Origin of the sequence: Mycobacterium scrofulaceum, assembly GCF_002086735.1 — a bacterium.
Taxonomy (GTDB): Bacteria; Actinomycetota; Actinomycetes; order Mycobacteriales; family Mycobacteriaceae; genus Mycobacterium; species Mycobacterium scrofulaceum.
In genome coordinates this window covers 1-18805 of sequence record NZ_MVIJ01000028.1, presented here as the reverse complement: position 1 = coordinate 18805, position 18805 = coordinate 1, and the positions used below count along the sequence as shown (strand labels likewise).

18 protein-coding genes are annotated in these 18805 nt (G+C 66.0%); 4 read left to right on the top strand and 14 right to left on the bottom strand.

What is annotated here, in order from left to right:
• The first annotated feature begins 171 nt into the window (after positions 1-171).
• On the top strand, positions 172-771 hold the full coding sequence (locus BST44_RS17935) for a TetR family transcriptional regulator (protein WP_244184856.1): 600 nt from the start codon (positions 172-174) through the stop codon (positions 769-771).
• 135 nt (positions 772-906) lie between these two features.
• Here BST44_RS17935 and BST44_RS17930 read toward each other — a convergent pair whose 3' ends face one another.
• The 10 genes from BST44_RS17930 to BST44_RS17885 form a co-directional block, all read right to left on the bottom strand.
• Complete coding sequence (locus BST44_RS17930; RefSeq protein WP_083178456.1) at positions 907-1983, bottom strand: hypothetical protein; 1077 nt, start codon at positions 1981-1983, stop codon at positions 907-909.
• 87 nt (positions 1984-2070) lie between these two features.
• Positions 2071-3015 carry an alpha/beta hydrolase gene (locus BST44_RS17925; RefSeq protein WP_142274554.1) on the bottom strand — a complete coding sequence of 315 codons (945 nt, stop codon included), beginning with the start codon at positions 3013-3015 and terminating at the stop codon, positions 2071-2073.
• A 1-nt stretch (position 3016) separates the two neighbouring features.
• Entirely contained in the window at positions 3017-3889 is an 873-nt protein-coding gene (locus BST44_RS17920) for an SDR family NAD(P)-dependent oxidoreductase (protein ID WP_083178455.1), read from the bottom strand.
• Positions 3886-4371 (bottom strand): nuclear transport factor 2 family protein, encoded by a 486-nt coding sequence (locus BST44_RS17915; protein WP_083178454.1) that lies wholly within the window; start codon positions 4369-4371, stop codon positions 3886-3888. Before BST44_RS17915 ends, BST44_RS17920 begins: the two co-directional genes overlap by 4 nt.
• 72 nt (positions 4372-4443) lie before the next feature.
• Positions 4444-5466, bottom strand: a complete 1023-nt coding sequence (locus BST44_RS17910; RefSeq protein ID WP_083178453.1) for an acyl-CoA dehydrogenase family protein — start codon at positions 5464-5466, stop codon at positions 4444-4446.
• 11 nt (positions 5467-5477) lie between these two features.
• Entirely contained in the window at positions 5478-6614 is a 1137-nt protein-coding gene (locus BST44_RS17905) for an acyl-CoA dehydrogenase family protein (RefSeq protein ID WP_083178503.1), read from the bottom strand.
• Positions 6614-7390, bottom strand: coding sequence for a crotonase/enoyl-CoA hydratase family protein (locus tag BST44_RS17900; RefSeq protein ID WP_083178452.1), 777 nt, complete (start codon positions 7388-7390; stop codon positions 6614-6616). Before BST44_RS17900 ends, BST44_RS17905 begins: the two co-directional genes overlap by 1 nt.
• Positions 7387-8805, bottom strand: coding sequence for an aldehyde dehydrogenase family protein (locus BST44_RS17895; protein ID WP_083178451.1), 1419 nt, complete (start codon positions 8803-8805; stop codon positions 7387-7389). Before BST44_RS17895 ends, BST44_RS17900 begins: the two co-directional genes overlap by 4 nt.
• 23 nt (positions 8806-8828) lie before the next feature.
• Positions 8829-9935: a zinc-binding dehydrogenase gene (locus BST44_RS17890; RefSeq protein WP_083178450.1), complete on the bottom strand. Its 1107-nt coding sequence runs from the start codon at positions 9933-9935 to the stop codon at positions 8829-8831.
• 15 nt (positions 9936-9950) lie between these two features.
• On the bottom strand, positions 9951-11561 hold the full coding sequence (locus BST44_RS17885) for an acyl-CoA synthetase (RefSeq protein WP_083178449.1): 1611 nt from the start codon (positions 11559-11561) through the stop codon (positions 9951-9953).
• A 102-nt stretch (positions 11562-11663) separates the two neighbouring features.
• On the opposite strand from BST44_RS17885, the gene BST44_RS17880 reads away from it, so the two are divergent.
• Positions 11664-13592 (top strand): flavin-containing monooxygenase, encoded by a 1929-nt coding sequence (locus tag BST44_RS17880; RefSeq protein ID WP_083178448.1) that lies wholly within the window; start codon positions 11664-11666, stop codon positions 13590-13592.
• Positions 13589-14476 (top strand): SDR family NAD(P)-dependent oxidoreductase, encoded by an 888-nt coding sequence (locus tag BST44_RS17875; RefSeq protein ID WP_083178447.1) that lies wholly within the window; start codon positions 13589-13591, stop codon positions 14474-14476. The genes BST44_RS17880 and BST44_RS17875 overlap by 4 nt, the downstream gene beginning before the upstream one ends.
• Positions 14477-14513: 37 nt before the next feature.
• Here the strand turns inward: BST44_RS17875 and BST44_RS17870 are convergent, their stop codons facing one another.
• Both BST44_RS17870 and BST44_RS17865 read right to left on the bottom strand, forming a co-directional pair.
• Entirely contained in the window at positions 14514-15152 is a 639-nt protein-coding gene (locus tag BST44_RS17870; RefSeq protein ID WP_083178446.1) for a Dabb family protein, read from the bottom strand.
• Positions 15145-15492 carry a hypothetical protein gene (locus tag BST44_RS17865; protein ID WP_083178445.1) on the bottom strand — a complete coding sequence of 116 codons (348 nt, stop codon included), beginning with the start codon at positions 15490-15492 and terminating at the stop codon, positions 15145-15147. Before BST44_RS17865 ends, BST44_RS17870 begins: the two co-directional genes overlap by 8 nt.
• Before the next feature lie 102 nt (positions 15493-15594).
• On the opposite strand from BST44_RS17865, the gene BST44_RS17860 reads away from it, so the two are divergent.
• Entirely contained in the window at positions 15595-16818 is a 1224-nt protein-coding gene (locus BST44_RS17860; RefSeq protein WP_083178444.1) for an NADH:flavin oxidoreductase, read from the top strand.
• Between the two features lies 1 nt (position 16819).
• Here BST44_RS17860 and lipP1 read toward each other — a convergent pair whose 3' ends face one another.
• The gene (gene lipP1, locus BST44_RS17855; RefSeq protein WP_083178443.1) at positions 16820-17740 is read right to left on the bottom strand and encodes a LipP1 family hormone-sensitive lipase; all 921 of its coding nucleotides are present in this window, start codon (positions 17738-17740) and stop codon (positions 16820-16822) included.
• The gene (locus BST44_RS17850; RefSeq protein WP_083178442.1) at positions 17737-18570 is read right to left on the bottom strand and encodes an IclR family transcriptional regulator; all 834 of its coding nucleotides are present in this window, start codon (positions 18568-18570) and stop codon (positions 17737-17739) included. The genes lipP1 and BST44_RS17850 overlap by 4 nt, the downstream gene beginning before the upstream one ends.
• Between the last annotated feature and the right edge of the window lie 235 nt (positions 18571-18805).

Below are 18805 nucleotides of genomic sequence, written 5' to 3'. Positions count from 1 at the left end.
TCAGGACATAAATGGCAGAATCTGACATTCCTCAGGCTAGTCCGCGGAGCTGTGTGTCACCGTCGCGATCCCGCTCAGCGGGATGCCGTCGCAGGTGGAGTACATGAGTCGGGGATTTTCACGGTTAGGATCGACGTGCCGCTCGTGTGGCGAGGAAGTGAGGTAAGGCTGGTGAGCAGTCCGGCGACGCACGCGGAGCGTCGCGCCGACGACCTTCGAATGCACATCGCGCTGGCTGCCCGCGACACGTTTCTCGCCGACGGATCGACCTCGGCGACCGTCGAGCGGATCTGTGAAGCGGTGGGCATTGCGCCGCGGACATTTCACCGTTACTTCCCGGTCAAAGAAGACGTCGTTATGCCGCTATTCCGGGAATTCGGCAGGCTCAGCATCCAGATTTTAAGTGACGCAGCAACGGACAGCGACGCCGTCGAGGTCCTCGTTGCGGCATTTAGCACCGAAGTTCCCCGGCGGGGCCGGATGGAGATCGATCGCAAATTCATGGCGATGATGATCAGCGATCCCCAATATCGATTACGGTGGCTGGACTGGGGACAAGACCTTGTCGGTGCCATCACCGAGTTCCTTGCCGTCCGGTTTGATCTAAGCGATGACCCATTCACCCGAGAGCTGCCTGCCCAATTGGTGGTTCAAGCGTGTCGCCACGCCTACGTCCACTGGGTCCAGCACGGCGATTTCGCCGCCCTGCAATCCGCGTTGCGCTGCGGCATGCAGATGATCGTAGGAACGCTGGCGTACCCGGCTGTCTGAGCCGCAGTTCACTGTCGGTCGGTCACCATAGATCGCACGCAGTCGGGGCTGAACGGCGCCGCATATCCCGGACCCGTCCAAGTCGGCATGCCCCGGGATTCCCCGAAATGATCCTTGATGCTGCGCCTTTCGTGCTTAAGCCAATTGGAACGCGCTCAGTGGCGCTTCTTCTGGGTAGGTTGTCGGTCCGCCGAGGTCGTACGCGGCGTTGAGGGCGGCGATGAAGGTCGGGTCGTGCAGGGGATCGCTGGGAGTGTCGAGCTGGATGCCCTTGCCTTTGAGGTCGTCGACCATCATGCCGATGGCCCGTTCGATCGTGATGTCGTCGGAGCCGTCCATGTTCTTTTTCAGTTCCTCGAAGTCCGAGAACACTTCGGCGGACCAGTGCACCAGGAATCGCAATTCGTCGGTGTGGTGGCGTGCGATGACGTCGTCGCCGTTCTTCAGAAGCCAGTGGTTGGGGTCGGCCGGGTCGCCGGCGAAGACTGTGTCGAAGGCCAGCCCCGCCGGAACCTGTTGATCCAGTGGCCCGTTGGCTTCTCCGCGGTGCACCATCATCTCGTTCTGAACGACCACTCCGCGGTTGTTGATCGGCGGCAAGACCCGGGCGGGGGCCTTCAGTGGGCCGTCGGGCCAATAGGTAAAACCGGACCCCTCGTCGAGGGAGAACCAGGTGATGACCTGAGCCATTTTGATGAGGTAGTCGGTGAACAGGCCCGACTTGCCCATCACGCTGCACAGCCACGTGGGGGCGTTCTCGTGGCGTACACCGCGGAAGCTCGGCGAGTCCAGATGGCCCGGATCGCGGTTGGCGCACGGGCCATTGATGTTGAACAGCATCATCTCAGGCTTGGCGTACTCGGCGTTCCAGTAGCTCTTGGCGTGCTCGAGGAACGTGGCGTTGTAGAAGCAGTCGTGCAGCTCCGGGTAGAGGACGGCCCCGTAGTTGGCCAGGTAGCCGCGGAATGTCGGCGTCAGAAACAGGTCCAGCGACGGAGTGAATCCCTCGGGGAAGGCGCCGCTCATGGTGGCCATCAACTCGTCGGCCGACGCGAAGTGCTGGGCGATGATCAGCTTCCAAGGACCGTGCGCGTGTACGACATTGAGCAGCCGCTCGCGTTGGTCGGCCGTGTAGACGTTGTCGATTTCGCGAGGCGGCGCGGCGGGCCGCAAAACGTTGGAAAGCTCCGTCCGGCGCTCATCCGTAAGCATCAGCGGTCTCCTTCTGCATGTTTCGATTGGTCTGATTGTCGCCGCCACCGTCGACGTGCGGTCGATTCGTGTCCGGTGATCGGGACGTCAAAATGGGAGCGGATTGGCGAACTTGGCGACCAGTACCGCGCCGATCTCGGCGATGGCGAGCCGGCCGCGGGCGGTCGCGTCGGGGTACATGAGAAAGCCGTGGTACATACCCGGGTAGCGGACCAGGGTGGTCTGAACTTCGGCGTCCCGGAGCCGCACCGCGTATCGCTCACCCCAGTCCCGGATCGGGTCGCAGCCGGCGGTGACGACGATCGCGGGCGGCAGTCCAGAAAGGTCGGAGGCGTAGGCGGGAACCAGGTACGGGCCCTCGGGCGAGCCGGCGGCTCCGTCGGCAAGTGCGTGCATGTAGTCGATGTCGTCGCGGGTGAGCAGCGGCGCGTCGGCCAGTGACGCGACCGATGGGGCCGTCATGTCGCGATCCAGGCCCGGGTACAGCAGCACCTGTGCGCAGATCGCCGGCCCGCCGCGGTCACGCGCGGCCAGTGCGACCGCGGCCGCCAACGAACCTCCGGCGCTATCGCCGACCACTGCGAGCCGGCTGGCATCGACACGCAGATCCGCGGCTCGGCGCGACACCCATTCTGTGGCGGCGTAGGCATCGTCGAACTGCGCCGGCGGTGCCGCTTCGGGGGCCAGGCGGTAGTCGACGGCGACGACGGTGGCCATGGACGCCGATGCGAGCGCGCGGGCCAGCGGTTCGAACGAGTGGTTGGATCCCATGACCAGGCCGCCGCCGTGGAAATACACCAGCACGGGCGGGCAGGAATCTGAGGTGGGACGATAGATTCGCGTGGGTATCGGCCCGGCTGGCCCCGGGATGGCGGTCTCGGTGATGTTGTCCATCTGTGGCATTGCCTCGGGCAGCGGCGCGGATTCGATCGCGGCCCGCACCGCGGCCAGGCCGCGTTGGCGCATCGGCGGGGTCGTACCGAGCGACGCGACTCGGGCGGCGGCGTCGGGATCCAGCGGAGGAGTGGGCACGCTAATGCCGGGCGGGGTCGAACCGGCGCTCAGTGCGCAATACCGGAGCCTGTTGGGACGCAAGGATGTTGGCGCGCTCTTGCATCGCCGACCGAACATAGTCGGGATGGGTGAGCAGATAGAAGCCGCCTTGGGCGGCCTGCTCGAACACCACCGCGGCGGCTGTCAGCGGGTCCATCGCGTCGGCCTTCAGATCGAGCATGGCCGTACGGTGCGCCTCGGCGGCCGCGACGTCGGTGGCCTCAGTGGCGTCGACGCCGCCGGCTGATTCGAAGATGTTGGACAGCACCGGGCCGGGCAGCACGGCCTGGACGTGAATGTGGTGGTCGTGCCCGCTGGACTGGACTTCGAGGTTGAGACACTCGGTCATGGCCAGCACGGCATGCTTGCTCACGATGTAGGGCGTTTGCAGTGGCATCGCGACGACCCCGCCGACCGACGACACATTCCACACCCACGCCTGCTCGGGGGTGGCCATCATCGGCGGCAGGAACGCGCGGATGCCGTAGAAGACCCCGCTGATGTTGATGTCGACGATCCGCCGCCAATTGGCCACCGGGGTGTCCCACAGGTAGCCGAACTGTTCAATTCCGGCGTTGTTCACCAGCAATCGCACCGGCCCGACATCGCGGTGGGTCTTGTCGGCGAGCTCTTGCATGGCGACGGGATCCCGCACGTCGCACACCATGTCGACCGCGGTGCTGCCCGCGGCGGTGAGCTCCTCGCGCAGGGCGGCGATGCTGTGCGCATCGACATCGGCGAGCACCACGGTCATGCCCAATTTACCGGCGTAGCGGGCCATGCCGGCGCCGATCCCGGAACCGGCTCCGGTGATGACGGCGACCCCGCCGGAGAAGAGCTCTTGAACGGTCATGGTTGCGACGCGGTGGCGGTGCCGCTGTGCAGTTCGGATAGCAGCACGGAGTTGGTGGCATCCAGCACGACGTCCATATCGGTGAACTCCAGTCCATCGGGGCCGCGGCGCACGCCGACGTTGACCACCCCGCTGGACACCGCGAACGGCACGAAGTTGGCGATCTGGTTGACGAAGATGTAGAAGCGGGCGCGGGTTACGCCGCTATCGGTGCCGGTGCGGTGCACGTTCGTGGCGTGGTGACGCAGCGGGTAGGGGCTTTGCTTGCGATGCTCGGACAGCCACTCGATGACCGCGTCACGACCGTCGAGTTCGGGCGACATCAGCTCCTCGAAAGGACTGGCGCCACTGTCGCTTCGGGTCAGGTAGTGCACATCGTGGGCGTAGCTGGCCGCCAGCTCGTCATAGTTGGCTTCGTCGTAGTGGTACCAGAAGGCGGCGATGAACTCCTGCAGTTCCGACAGCGTGATGTCGTTGCTCATGCCCACAGTCAAACCCGGCTGTGGCCCCGCTAACACCCCGACGCCCGTTGAGTGGAACACCGTCGTTGCTCCTCAGCCGCTGATCAGGCTCCATAGCCCGGCGGCTCCCGCCCCAAGCGCGGCCGACGTGACCTGTTCGTCCCAATACTGCACGGAGCCGAACTCCCCGCGCCACACCAAGGCAGGCCGGGTGAACTCGTGTAACCGGTGCTCGCGCGTGGTGCCGATCGCGCCATGAACCTGGTGAGCGTTACGCACCGCCACGGACGCGGCGTGGCCCACACACGAACGTGCCACTGCGACAAGGAAGGCGAGGTTCGACGCCGACCACGCGCTGGTGACCGCCGCCGTCAGCGCCGCCTCTGTGGCCGATCGCGCCAGGGCGGCCTGCGCAGCGATGTCGGCGATCATGCTCTGCACGGCCTGAAAGCGCGAAAGGGGCCGACCGAACTGGACGCGTGAGCTCGCGTGCTCGATCGAAAGCTCGAGAATCTGGTCCATCGCGGCACACACCTGCACCGCGCGCACCAAGGCCGATTTCAGCCGCAGCTGGTCAACCAGCGGCGCCTCGAGGGGAACACCGCGCAAGGTGGCGGGGTCGGCGACGACGCTATCCCGCGGCTCGCCGATCGTATTGGCGCCGGGCGTGATATCCAGCGACTCGACCTTGACATCGGCGGCGTAATACCCGCCGCCCCGCTGCCAGATGACCACGATCTGTTGGGCGCGAGACGCCCAGGGCACCCCCCTCGCGGCGCCCTGGGCATCGAGCAGGCACACGGTCCGTACCGCGTCGTCGCACGGTGATCCGATGGCCTCTAGCAGCCAGCATGCCAATAAATCGTGCTCGGCCAAGGGGATTCGCGCGCCGTGCTGAACAGCGACGGTGAGCAGCTCGGCCGCTTCATGCCAGCCGGCGCCGCTGCCGCCGGAGTGTTCGGGGCCGGTGAGGCGCACCAGTCCGAGCTCGTCAAGCTGGTGCCATAGCTGGGCGTCACGATCGACGGCGGCCTCGGATGGCCGCGTCGTGCGGTACGCGCCGAACACCGCGCGCATCATGTCGATCAGGGCCGGGTCCACCGGGGTCGCGTCCATCGGTGAGGTTGTCAACGGATCCCCAATCCGCGGGCAATCACACCGCGCAACACCTCGTTGGTTCCGCCACGCAGGGTAAAGCCGGGGCGCTGGTCCACCGCGGCGGTTATCAGCTCCGCGGATGCCGCATCGACGCCGCCATGCCGGTCAGCGAGGTCGGCGATGTCACCCTCGACGGTGGTGCCCAGCACCTTGACCACCGCCGCGGCCACGTCAGCGGAGTCGCGGCGCTCCAGGGCGCCCGCGACTGCGGTTGACATCTGGTGCAGGCCGGCAACCCGGGCCACCAGGCGCCCGAGGCTCTCGTCTCGCGAGATGCGCTGGGTCGCCATGTCGGCGGTGGTCGCTGCGAGCAGAACGAAAGTAGAGAGGAAGCGTTCGGGTCCGCTGCGCTCAAAACTCAACTCGGACGTCACCTGCGCCCAGCCCGCGCCGATGTCACCGAACACCATGGCGTCGGGCACGAATGTCTGGTCGAGGATCACCTCGTTGAAGTGGTGCGCTCCGTTCATCGAAATGATCGGACGGACCTGCACCCCCGAACCGCGCAGGTCGACGATGAACTGGCTGAGCCCAGCATGGCGCTGGTCTGGATTCACCGGTGCAGTGCGGGCAAGGACGATGAAGGCGTGGGCGCGGTGTGCGCCCGACGTCCAGACCTTGGTGCCCGACAGCGACCAACCTCCCTCCACACGCACGGCGCGGGTACGGACACTGGCCAGATCAGAACCGGAATCGGGCTCGCTCATACCGATGGCGAAGAAGCAGTCGCCGCGTACGATCCGAGGCAAGAATTGCGACTTCTGCAGTTCGGTGCCGTATTTCAGCAGTGAGGGCACGATCTGGCGGTCGGCGATCCAGTGCGCGGCGACCGGCGCGCCGGCGGCCAGCAGTTCCTCGGTAACCGCGAACCGTTCCAGAAATGAGCGCCCATGTCCGCCGTACTCGACGGGCACCGTCATACCGATCCAGCCGCGCGCCGCCAGGGCGGCGGTGAAAGTCTCGTCCCACCCCGTGAGCCAGGCGTCAACCGACGGGGTGAAGGCGCCCGCGGCGCGTTGGTCGGCGAGAAACCGACGGACCTCCGCGCGTAGCGCCTGCGTCGATGGGTCGACGGCGGCCGGTGGCACCATCCGGGGCAGCGCCATCAGGTCGTCTTCCACCTGGCGATACGCCGTTCATGTTCGGGATCGCGGTGTGCCAGCGGCTGCATGGCCGCGGCCATCCCCAGCGTGGTTTCCAGTGACGCCGTCTGCGATTCCCGCAGCAACCGTTTGGCCATCCGTAGCGCGTGCGCAGGGTTGGCAGCGATGCGCTCGGCCAACGCGTGCGCGTGGGCGAGCAGGTCGTCGTGGGGCACCACCCGGCTGACCATGCCCCACTGCAGGGCGGTCGCCGCATCGATGCGGTCACCGGTGAAGGTCATCTCGGCGGCGCGCTCGTAGCCCACCGCCCGCGGCAGAAACCAGGTTCCCCCGTCGCCGGGGATCAGGCCGAGCTGCACGAAGCTCTCGGCGAAGGACGCCCGCTCAGAGGCCACTCGGATGTCGCACATCATCGCCAGATCGCAACCGGCGCCGATGGCCGGCCCATTGACTGCTGCGATCAGCGGAACCTCGAGTCGGGCCAGCGCCCGCGGAATCCGTTGGATGCCGTCGACGTAGGCGTGCCGTTGGGCCCGAGCGTCCAGACCGAACATGCCGTCTCGGTCGGCCATCTCTTTGACGTTGCCGCCGGCGGAGAAGATTTTGCCGCGCCCGGTGAGGATCAACGCACGAATGTCGGTGTCGGCGTTGGCATTGTCGACCGCGGCCTCGAACGCGGAGATGAACGCTTTGTCGGTGATCGCGTTGCCAAGGTGCGGCAGGTCGATCGTCCATACCTGCGTGGGTCCGCTGGTCGCGATATCGAGAGGCCCGCTCATGCCGGCAGCTGCAGGGACTTGGTCTGCAAGTACTCTTCGAATCCGGCGCGGCCGAGTTCACGTCCGATGCCGGACTTCTTGTAGCCGCCGAACGGTGCCACCGGGTTGTACTTGCCGCCGTTGATGTCGAGCTGGCCGGTCTGCACCTCGCGCGCGAAGGCGATGGCCCGGTCGGTGTCGGCCGCCCACACCGCGCCCGAGAGGCCGTATGGGGTGCCGTTGGCGATGCGCAGGGCGTCGGTCTCGTCAGTAAATGGGATGACCGCGAGGACGGGACCGAAGACCTCTTCTTGGCCGAGTTCGGAGTCCGGGTCGACGTCGCCGAACACCGTGGGTGCGACGTAGTAGCCGACCTCGCGGATCGGCTCGGCGCCCCCGGTGATCAGGCGCGCACCGTCGCGTTGCGCGCGTTCGATGAATCCCCGCACGGTTTCGAACTGGCCCGCCGAAGCCGAGGGTCCGATTCGGGTCGCCGGGTCGAGCGGATCGCCCACGGTGTATTTCGACACGGCGGCCTCGATCAGTTCCAGGGCCTCCCCGTAGCGGGACTGGGGCACCAGCATCCGTGTCCAGGCCATGCAGGTCTGGCCGCCGTTGAGGAAGGCGTTGCCGACTCCGACCTTGACCGCGGTCGCCAGGTCGGCGTCGTCGAGGATGACGTTGGCTGACTTGCCGCCAAGTTCAAGTGCGACCTTCTTCACCGACCGCCCGGCCAACTCCCCGACGCGGGCTCCGACGCCCGTGGAACCGGTGAACGAGACGAAGTCGATTTCGGGATGGGCGGCGATGCGCTCACCGATCAGCGCGCCGCGCCCCGAAACCAGGTTCACCACGCCGGCGGGCAGACCGGCCTCCTCGAGGGCCTCGACGAACTCGAACACCGACAGCGGTGCTTCATTGCTGGGTTTGAGAACCACCGTGCAACCGGCCGCGATCGCCGGGACCACCTTGGCGACCACCTGATAAAGCGGATAGTTCCAGGGGGTGATTGCGCCGACCACGCCGTAGGGTTCGCGCAGGATCAGCGAGTTTCCCACTTGTTCTTCGAAGTCGAAACCATCCAGAACGTCAGCGAAGCCGCGGGCCACCGCCAGCGGGACCTGGGTCTGCACGGTCTGCGCGATGCGCACCGGCGCACCCATTTCCCGGGTGATCGTCTCGGCGATGTCCGGCAGACGCTTCTCCAGGGCGGCGATCACCGCCGCGACGCGCTGGCGGCGCTCGGCGACGCTGATCAGCGGGTCAAAGGCGCGCCGTGCTGCGGACACTGCCGCATCGACGTCTGCTTCGGTACCTCCGGGAACCGTGCCGATGACCTGTTCTGTCGAGGGGTCGATCACCTCGATGAGGTCCGTGCCGGCCGGCGTGATCCACTCGCCGCCGATGAACAATGTCTTCCTGGCGTAGTCATGCATTGGTCGTGGTCTGCTTTCTGTCGTTAGGGCACGATGCTCGCGCGAACGTCGCGCTTGCTCTCGGCCGCCGCGAAGGCGTCGTTGATGTTGTCGAGTGGGTAACAGGCCGCGGCCAGTCGGTGCAACGGCAGCCTGGCCTGATGCTGTTCGAGAAATGTCAGCGCCCGCGACAACACGATGGGGTCGTACAACGACACGCCGACCATCATCTTGTTGCCGAAGACAAAGCGGGACGGGTCGAATTCGAAGGTCTTGCCAATGTTGATGTTTCCGATCTCCACGTAGCGGCCGAATTGGCCGAGCATCTTGAGGCCTTCGTCGATGGCCGAGGGATGGCCGACCACCTCGACCACGACATCGGCGCCCTGGCCGTCAGTCAGTTGTCGCACGAGCTTGGTCCGATCTTTGACCGTCGCGACGTCGTTGATGTCGATGACCGTGTCGGCGCCGAAGGCGGTCGCCAGCTCTAGGCGCTCGGCCACACCATCGATGGCGATCACGCGGGCAGCGCCGCGCGCTTTTGCCACCGCCACTGCGTACAGACCCAGCGCACCCGCCCCCTGCACCACCACCGATTCACCAAGCTGCAGGTCGACACGCTCCAGACCGTACATGACCTGTGACAGTGCGCAATTCGCGCCTGCGGCGATGTCATCGGATACCGAATCGGGGACCGTGTAGACCACCGCCCCGGCGGGCAGCAGGAAGTAGTCGGCGTAGCCGCCGACGAAATAGGGTGGCTCGTCGGCGCGGCCGAGCATGGCCATCGTCAGCTTCAGGCAGGCGTTTCGCCTGCCCGCCAGGCAATTTCGGCAGGTGTGACACGAGAAGAAGTAGGGAAAGACCACCCGGGTGCCCACGGTCAGCGGCACGCCGTCCGAATCGGTGGTGACACCCGCGCCCAGCGCCTCGATCGCGCCGACCATTTCATGGCCCAACACGGTGGGTAGTTGGCCTCCCAGGCCGCCGGTGGCGAATGTGCCGTGCCAGGCGTGTAGGTCAGAGCCGCAGATGTTGGCGCGACTCACTTTGATCAGGATTTGACCAGGGCCCACATCCGGAAGGCTGACCGTTTCGATGTCGAACGGCTTACCGGGTTGGTCGAATCGCGCGATGCGGCCTTTAAACACGACAGAGCGGTCCCTTCATTGGCTGGCGAATTCGAGGGTGAAAGCGTCCCGCAGGGCGCGTTTGAGAAGTTTGCCGCTGGGGTTTTTCGGCAGTGAATCGACGAAGAAGACCCGTTTGGGCGTCTTGAAGCCGGCGAGATGCTGCCGGCAGTGCACGAGGACGTCGTCTTCGGTGAGGGTGACGCCGTTGCGGGTTACTACTGCGGCGACCACGGCCTCCACCCAGACGGGATGCGCCAGACCGAATACGGCGGCCTCCTGGATCCCGTTGTGGCGGTACAGAATTTCTTCTACTTCGCGGCTGGCAACGTTCTCGCCGCCTGTTTTTATCATGTCTTTTTTGCGGTCCACGACGTGCAACAGTCCGTGCTCGTCGTAGTAACCCAGGTCGCCGGAATGAAACCAGCCGCCGCGGAAGGCCTCCGCCGTTTTAGCAGGGTCGTCCAGGTAGCCGATCATCAGATGCGGGCTGCGGTGGGCGATTTCACCCACCATGCCGGGTGCCACGGGGCAATCCTCGTCATCGAGGATGGTGGTTTCGACGTTGACCACCGGGCGTCCGGCCGCGCCGGCGTGGGTGTCCTGCTCGTCGGGTCCCAGCGCCGATGCCAGCGGCGCCATCTCGGTTTGCCCATAGAAGTTCCACAGCCTCAGATTCGGCAGCCGTCGGCGTATTTCGTGTAGGACTTCGGCGGGCATCGGTGAGGCGCCGTAGTAGCCCTTGCGCAGGCTGGACAGGTCGACATCGTCGAAGATCGGGCAACGCAGCAGTGAAATCCATACTGTGGGTGGCGCAAAGTAATTCGTCACTCCGTACCGCGCGATGGTACGCAGGACCAATTCGGGGTCCGGCCGCGACAGGATGATGCTGGTCGCTCCCAGATAGAGGTCGGTGGCCAAGAAGTTGTCCAACTGCGCGCAGTGATAGAGCGGCAGTGAGTGGATTTCGACGTCGTCCGGTGACATCGCCCCGGCCACGATGGTGCTGACGTACTGCCACATCAGGCTGCGGCTGGTGTGCATGACGGCCTTGGGCCGTGATTCGGTGCCACTGGTGTACATCAGCCGCACGAGTTGCTCATCATCGATGGGCGGGTTCGGTGCGACTGTGGTCGTGGTGAGCCACTGAGCAAAGTCGTGCCAGCCGACAGGAGGGATGGCGCCGTCGGCCATCAGCGCAACTTTTGTCGTGACAGCCCCGCCCAAGCGCATCGCCTTTTCGGCCATCGCGGTCAGAGCGGATTCGACGACGAATCCACGGACCCGGCTGTGCCCGAGGATATAGGCGATCTCCTCGGCCGTGAGCATGAAATTGATGGGCACCAGGACCACCCCCGCGCGCGCGGTCGCGAATGCCAAGACCGCGAACTGCCAGCAGTTGTGGGACAGTAGCGCAACGCGATCGCCGGGGGCAAAGCCGTTGTCGCGCAGGGCGGCTGCGGCTTTGTCCACCAGCTGGTCGAACTCGGCGAACGTCAGCACCACATCACCGTCGATGATCGCGGTTTTCTCCGGCTGACGGCGGGCTGACCGGCGGGGGATGTCGCCGAGCGATTGACTGCGCGCCTGAGCGACCGCGGCGTCCAGTTCCCGTGTCACTCGGTCGTCGTGGTGCGCGGGTTGCATGGGACGAACACTAGGTCCAAATGTCGTTTTCCGTGATCCAGACCTCCCGCTGAGTAGACAACAGCGGTGCCCGGGGTGGCGGCGGGCTTCAGACTCAATGGCATGACCGCCGCTACCGAATCGACGTCGCCCACCGGACCGGCCGCTCCTGACCCCGACGAGCTGCGCACCAACCTGCGTCAGGCTGACCCGGGTGTGCTGCTGGCGGTGCTGGCGCAGCTTACCGGCGACGTGTCGGTGATCGACACCTACGCGCCCAAGATCTCCTATGTTGCCGACCCACCCGAGCGGGCCGGCGTTACGGACCCCGACACGGCCGAATCGCTGGTGGAGGCCCTCGTCGAGGCGCTGGGACGACCACGGTGTGCCGATGCGTCAGCACCTGTGGACCGGGACTTCTTCGCCCGGCTGTTACCTGTAGCGCTGGGTTCGCAGGTCGACGACGAGCAGGTGGACCTGTTGCTCGAACAGGGCGGCTTCCAGCGGTCACAGCCAACCTTGCCGCGCACCATGCCGATCCCCGAGACGATCAACATCGCCATCATCGGTGCCGGTCTGGCCGGGATCAGCATGGCGCTGGCGGCCGCCGCTGAGGGAGTCGCGTTTGAGATCTTCGACCGCAATGACGAGGTCGGCGGCACCTGGCTGACCACCACCTATCCGGGCATCGGTGTCGATACGCCGTCGGCGTATTACTCGCTGTCGTGGGAGGTGAACCCGGACTGGAGCAGCTACTACCCGCAGGGTGGGGAATATCAGAACTATTTGGTGGCGCTGGCCGATAAACACAAGCTGCGCGACCACATTCGGTTCGGCACCGAGATCGAGGCGTTGTGGTGGGACGAGGAACGCAACCAATGGCAACTCCATGCGGTCGATGCCCAGGGCCGTCGCACGATCAGCTATGCCAGTGTCGTGGTCGCCGCGGCGGGCTACCTCAACCGGCCGCGCTGGCCGGATGTCGAGGGTCGAGACACCTTCGCGGGCACCAGCATTCATTCGGCGCTGTGGGATTCTTCACTCGATCTCACCGGCAAGAAGGTGGCTGTGATCGGGGCGGGCTGCACCGCCGTACAGATCGTCGACGCGTGCGTTGACCAGGTCGAGCACCTGACGGTGTTCCAGCGGCAGCCACACTGGGTGGCACCGCGTAAGCGGCTGACCGATGAGGTGCCCGCGTTCCGGCGTTACCTGGGACAGCACCTGCCCTACTACGCGAAGTGGCACCGGCTCAAGTCCTATTGGGGCACCGCGGACAACAACTACCCGATTATCCTGCAAGACCCGGACTGGAACAAAGAGCACCTGTCGATCTCGCCGGCCAATGACGTCCTTCTGCAGATGTGCCTGCGCTACATCGAGGACACCTTCGGAAAAGGCACCGAGCTGGCCAAGAAGGTCACCCCGGATTTCGCGCCCTACGGCAAGCGGATCATCCGTGACCCGGGCGGCTACTACGCGGCGTTGACCCGCGACCATGTCGACGTGGAGGCCAGCGAGCCGGCCGAGGTCAACCCGAAAGGCATTGTCACCCAGGACGGCCGGCAGGTCGACCTCGACGTCATCGTCTACGCGACCGGCTACTACCTGGACTTTTTATCCACCGTGGACATCCGCGGTCGCGGCGGCAAGAAGCTGGCTGACGAGTGGGGTGACAACCCCCGTGCGTACCGTGGTGGCACGGTGCCCGGCTTTCCCAACCTGTTCATCATGTCGGCACCCAACTACAGCCCGGGACACGGTGCGGGAGCGAACTTCTCCATGGAGGTGCTAGCGCACTACATCGTCGAATGCTTGCAGTTGATGGCGCTGCGCGGCGCCACCACGATCGAGGTCACCCAGCAGGCATACGAAGATTACGTTGCCGCGATCGATGAGGCGATGCTCGGCACGGTATGGTGCCACACACCCAACGCCCACACCTACTACCGGTCCGGTTCGGGGCGGGTGGTGGTGGCCACGCCTTACCGACTGGTCGACGTCTGGCATCAGCACCGGGCGCCGATCGAGCAGGACTTTGCACTGCGGTGAACGAGTTACTTTCTGGCAGGACGGCTTTGGTAACAGGCAGCAGCCGCGGCATCGGTCGTGCGGTGGCCCAGCGGCTGGCGGCCGAGGGTGCCACCGTCGCGGTGACGGCGCGCGCTCACGCACCCTCACGCTCGCGGCGCGCCGGGTCCGATCGCACACTACCCGGCACGATCGAGGAGACCATCGCCCTGATCGAAGATGCCGGCGGGTCGGCGTTCGGGGTGGTCGCCGACCTCGAAGACGCCCGGGCGCGTGGGGCCCTGGTCGACCAGGTGCTCGACCGCACCGGCCGCATCGACATCTTGGTCAACAACGCCGGCTTCGCCGACTACTCGGTCATCGAGGACATGCCGCTGCAGACCTTCGACCGCACCGTCGAGCACTATCTGCGCACGCCCTTCGTGCTGACCAAGGCCGCGGTTCCGCACATGCGCAAACTGGGCGGCGGATGGATCGTCAACATCGGCTCGGTCACCGGTGTGGCACCGGTGCGGCCGTACCGCGAATACAACAAGACCTCCGGCGACGTGATTTACGCGTCGTGCAAGGCCGCACTGCACCGGTTCACCCAGGGGGTGGCCGCCGAGCTGCTCGACGCGAACATCGCGGTGAATTGTGTTGGCCCGTCGACCGCTGTGCGCACTCCCGGCGCATCCGCGCTTATCCCGGAGGGCTTTCCGACCGAACCCGTGGAGTATCTGGCCGAAACCGTGCTGGCGATGTGTCATCTACCGGCGGCCGAACGCACCGGCCTGGTGGCGTTTAGCTTGCACTACCCGTGGTCGCAACGGCTGCGGGTGCACAGCCTGGACGGAAAGACCGAACTGCCACCACTCGAACCGCCTGCGAACGCTAATCCGAACATCCTGCCCGCCGGGATGTGAGTCCGTCCGCGGACAACGGGGATCCGTCCCAGATCGACTAGGTGGGCGACGTGGTCAAGACGGGGTGATCACATCGACAGAAGCTGTGGCACACGCGGTCTCGGATGATGACGTCGGGGCATTCGGGATCAAACCAGCGGTCCACGACCGCCCAGTGGATCGGATGCATCAGATAGGGCCCCATCAGCGCATCGACGTCGCTGAACTCTTGCTCGAACACGTGGGTCCATCGTGATGCCCCGACCGCGTCGTCGACCCGACTGAGCTGCCACGCCCTGATCGTCGGTATGAAGTGCGGCATCGAGGTCAACTCGTCCTCGAAACGCGCTACGGTGTCGGCGTCGGTGTCGGGCAGCACCCGTAAAAGCAGGGCCCGGTAGACCGTGCCCGGGCGGTCGCCATTGGGCGTTGGCGTACCCCCGTAGCCGACCCCGTTGACATGGGTGATCGCGGGGTCCCCCAAAAGCGCAGTGAAATCGCCTGCGGCGCTGACCCATTGACCCGGGGAGTCGAACCTCAAATGGACGAGGACGTCACCGCCGTTGCGCGCCCCGGGCAGCGTTGGTTCGACGAGCCGGTGACGGGCGCCGGTTGCCTCAGCGCCCGCGCGCACCAGCGTGAGTATCCGATCGCGGTGTTCGTCTGCGACGTCGAGGAGGCGGGTGATGTTATACATCGCAGAGCCCATCGACGTCGTCGGCGGCCGCGGCGACCGAGCGGGACCGCTCGGCGACGAGTTCCCCGATCTGGTCCCACCACTGGCCCAGCGTCGGGTCGGGGCGACCCTTCCAGGTCATTTCCCACCACGCCTGGGCGCTGGGCAGGGCCCAGGTGATGGTGACGGTGTTGGATTGGTCCGTGAACCAGATCGGTGGGCTGACCAGGACATCGCGCAGCGTCATTCCGCGCGAACGGGCGCCGGGCGCATACTCGGCGAGGTAGGTGTCCACGAACTTCCGTGCGCAGCCCGGCCGCGTCACCACCCTGTCGATCACGAAAATCCGACCGTCGGCCATGGGCGTGACCGTACCGACCGTGTGCGACCCCCGGACAGGATCAGTCCCGGCCATCGGGAGGACCTCATTGCCCCCCATCGGGCTGGGTACCACGGTGAGGGGGTGAGCGCTTCCTTCAGTCCCGTGCAGCTCGGTCCGGCCACCTTGCGCAACCCGATCATCAAGGCCGCGACCTCCGAGGGTCGATCGCCCCACGGGCTGGTCACCGACGATCTCATCGCGTTTCACCGGACGTTCGCCGACGGGGGAGTGGGCATGACGACGGTGGCCTACTGCTGCGTCGCGCCCGAGGGCGCCAGCGCCCCGGGTCAGATCGTCATGAGCTCACAAGCGCTGCCCGGTCTGCGCAGACTTACCGATGCCGTGCACGGGGCGGGTGCGGCCATCTCGGCTCAGCTGGGCCACGCCGGGGTGGTGGCCCCCAAGGCGCTGACCGGGGTGACCGCCCTGTCGCCGAGCCGGTTCGTCAACCCGACGTCGTGGGCTTACTGCCGCGCGATCACCCGCGACGAGATAGCCAGTGTCATCGACCAGTTCGGCGCCGCGACGCAGGTAGCCATCGATGCCGGATTCGACGCTGTTGAACTGCATTTCGGCCACCTGTACCTGCCGAGCTCGTTTCTGAGCCCACTCATCAACCGCCGCACCGACGAGTACGGCGGCTCGATCGACAACCGTTCCCGCCTGGCCCGGGAGATCGCCGGACGCGTCCGCGCGGTGGCCGGGGGCCAGATCGCCGTCATCGCCAAGTTGGATATGGACGACGGACTGCCCGGCAGTATCTGGATCGATGAGGCGTTACGCACCGCGCAGCTCCTCGACACCGACGGCACGCTCGACGCGCTCGAACTGACCCAAGGCTCATCCGTTTTCAAACCGATGTACCTGTTCCGGGGCGACGTCCCGGTGCGGGAATTCGCCCGCGTCATGCCGACGGCTCTGCGGCCCGCCATCAGGCTGGCCGGCAAGCGCGTGATGGGCAACTACCCGTACCGCGACCTCTACATGCTCGAGGCCGCCCGCCAATTCGTGCCGGTGATGCGCAACACCAAGCTAATCCTGCTCGGCGGCATCACCCAGCGCGACCACATCGAGACCGCACGACGAGAGGGATTTGACTTCGTGGCGATGGGTCGGGCGCTGCTGCGGGAACCCGACCTGGTCAACAAGATGATCGCCGATCCGGCCAGTCGCAGCCGATGCAACCACAACAACAAGTGCATGGTCACCGTCTTCGGCCGCACCCACTGTGTGCTCGATCCCGACCAACGCTACGGGCCCCCTACCAAGATCGAGGAGCGGTCCGCCCAGCCCGCACCACGGTAAGTCAGCGGAGCAGCGTGGCCAGCTCGCGGCACGCCTGCCGTCGGGCTTGGTGGGCGATGTCGAGCATCGGCATCGTCATGAACCCGTGGACGCCTCCCTCGAAGCCGCACCGCACGGCGACTACCCCCGCGGATTGCAGCGCGTCGGCGTAGGCGATGGCTTCGTCACGAAGCGGATCATGCCCGGCAGTGACCAATACCGCGGGCGGCAGCCGGTCTAGGTCCGCTCGCAGCGGTGAGGCGTAAGGATGGTCACGGTCGGCGGGTGCGGGCACGTACTGGTCCCAATACCATTGCAGCGCGGCCTTCGGGTTATAGAAACCCTCGCCGAACAGTCGATATGACTCGGTGTCGAAGCCGGCCGCGAGCATCGGGTAGAGCAGCAACTGCGCGGCGATCGCCGGACCGCCGCGATCGCGCGCCATCAACGCCGCCACCGCGGCCAGGTTGCCGCCGGCGCTGTCACCACCCACCACAACAGGGCGTGAACTTCCGCCGGTGGCGCCGGCGGCCCACCGGGTGGCGGTGTAGACATCCTCGGCCGCTGCGGGCCAAGGATTTTCGGGAGCCAGCCGGTAGCCCACGGAAACCACCACGGCGGGAACGAGATTGGCCAGACTGCGGCACAGGCCGTCATGGCTGTCGAGGTCGCAGAACACGAATCCGCCGCCGTGCGCGTATACCAGGATGGGCAAGCCTGCGTCGTCGGCATGGCCGTGGGGCCGGTAGATCCGCACCGGAATCTCGGCATCGGTGCCCGGGATCGTCTGGTCTCGAACTGTGGCGACCGGCTCGGGCTGGGCGGGCGGCACGAACCGCTCGCGGATGGCCGCTCTGGCCTGGGCGCCCGTCATCGTGTGGACCGGTGGAAAGCCCGCGTCCAGCCCCTCGATCAGCGAGGCAACCTGGGGGTCGAGGTTCACGCGTACTGCAGGGTGGGCTGCCCAGCAGCTGGTTGCCGATGGGGCAGTAATGGCCGCACGGTCTGCAGGGTTGGGGCCACCCGATTCTGGCCATCTTGGATGTGGCGCCAGATGTTCACCGCGGTCATGCGGACCGGGGCGGTCAGCCGGTGATCGAACGCCATCCGTGGCATTGGTGCGCAGACGGATACCGCGGCGATGGCCTCATCGGGGTTACCGATGGGGGCCGCCACGCAGCCGAATCCCAACAGTGATTCCTCGCGGTCGATGGCGACACCGTGCGCGCGTACCTTGGCCAACTCGGCAGCCAGCAGGGAGCTGGTGGCGATCGAATACTTGGTCTTGCCGGCTTGCAGGTCGACCTCGGCATCGTGGTCGCGGTAGGCCAGGATCGCCTTGCCGACCGCGGTACAGTGCGCTGGCTGCCGACCACCCACGCGGGTGGGGATGGCATTGATCAGCCGGTCACCGATCTTGTCGAGGTAGACCACGTCGGGGCCGTCCAGAACCGCCAGATGAACGACAAGCCCGGTGGCGCGGTGCAATTCACCGAGCAGGGGGGCGGCCGCGCGGACGAGCCGATCCTGGTGCACGGCCAGGGAGCCAAGCTCGACCAGCCGCATCCCGAGCTCGTAGTCACGGCCGCTGCGGCGCAGCCAGCGCAGCTGCACCAACCGCTCGAGCATCCGGTGCGCCGACGAACGCGGCAAGCCCGTGCGACGCACGATCTGTGCCAGCGTCAGTCGCCCCGGTCCTTCGAAGGCGTCCAGCACCAAGGAGACGCGGTCGATGACGGCGGTGGGAGTTGCTGGTTCCAGGGTCGCTGACATCGGTCCTCCAAAGCTCCATTGCATCTGACTGCGATATCTCTATTAGAGATACCCCAGTTTGTACCATAGCCCTGTGCTCGCTGTCACATGGCATGCCAAAAGCGCCACCGGCCACAGCTGTGTCGGGCGGGGGATGTAGGGATCAGTGCAGGTCGGCTAGCCCTTGGCCGCGGATCGGCCGGCGCGGCGGCCGTAGAAGCTGCCGTCGCCCAGGGAGATGCCGCTGGCGTAGCCC

Coding starts and splice junctions, on each gene's coding strand:
- BST44_RS17930 (WP_083178456.1), bottom strand. CDS start 1,983: ATGCTTACGGATGAGCGCCGGACGGAGCTTTCCAACGTTTTGCGGCCC.
- BST44_RS17920 (WP_083178455.1), bottom strand. CDS start 3,889: ATGACCGTTCAAGAGCTCTTCTCCGGCGGGGTCGCCGTCATCACCGGA.
- BST44_RS17915 (WP_083178454.1), bottom strand. CDS start 4,371: ATGAGCAACGACATCACGCTGTCGGAACTGCAGGAGTTCATCGCCGCC.
- BST44_RS17910 (WP_083178453.1), bottom strand. CDS start 5,466: ATGGACGCGACCCCGGTGGACCCGGCCCTGATCGACATGATGCGCGCG.
- BST44_RS17905 (WP_083178503.1), bottom strand. CDS start 6,614: ATGGCGCTGCCCCGGATGGTGCCACCGGCCGCCGTCGACCCATCGACG.
- BST44_RS17900 (WP_083178452.1), bottom strand. CDS start 7,390: ATGAGCGGGCCTCTCGATATCGCGACCAGCGGACCCACGCAGGTATGG.
- BST44_RS17895 (WP_083178451.1), bottom strand. CDS start 8,805: ATGCATGACTACGCCAGGAAGACATTGTTCATCGGCGGCGAGTGGATC.
- BST44_RS17885 (WP_083178449.1), bottom strand. CDS start 11,561: ATGCAACCCGCGCACCACGACGACCGAGTGACACGGGAACTGGACGCC.
- BST44_RS17880 (WP_083178448.1), top strand. CDS start 11,664: ATGACCGCCGCTACCGAATCGACGTCGCCCACCGGACCGGCCGCTCCT.
- BST44_RS17870 (WP_083178446.1), bottom strand. CDS start 15,152: ATGTATAACATCACCCGCCTCCTCGACGTCGCAGACGAACACCGCGAT.
- BST44_RS17865 (WP_083178445.1), bottom strand. CDS start 15,492: ATGGCCGACGGTCGGATTTTCGTGATCGACAGGGTGGTGACGCGGCCG.
- BST44_RS17850 (WP_083178442.1), bottom strand. CDS start 18,570: ATGTCAGCGACCCTGGAACCAGCAACTCCCACCGCCGTCATCGACCGC.